The 218-nt window shown below is 55.5% G+C and carries 1 pseudogene; it reads left to right on the top strand.

What is annotated here, in order from left to right:
• Nucleotides 1-218 (top strand): annotated as a pseudogene (locus H6B10_RS18520) (hypothetical protein); the annotation flags it as partial.

Here is a 218-nt window from a genome sequence, read left to right as displayed (position 1 = left end):
GCACCGGCTTTGATGAGGAGACCATCGCCTCCATTTGTGCCGGTATCAAAGCGGCTCATGATCTGGGCACGCAGATCGGCATTGTGGTTGGCGGCGGCAACTTCTGGCGCGGCCTGCGCGGATTGCCGCCAGTTCACGGACGAGATGGTCTACGCTGGCATTCATCTTTTCTTCATAGGGTTTGGTCGTGCTGCTCATGGCAATTTCTCCTTAATTTT

The sequence above is a fragment of the Gemmiger formicilis genome, from assembly GCF_016901605.1.
Classification (GTDB): domain Bacteria; phylum Bacillota; class Clostridia; order Oscillospirales; family Ruminococcaceae; genus Gemmiger; species Gemmiger formicilis_B.
Note: the sequence above shows the minus strand (reverse complement) of the source record. Positions and strands in the feature narration are given on the sequence as shown.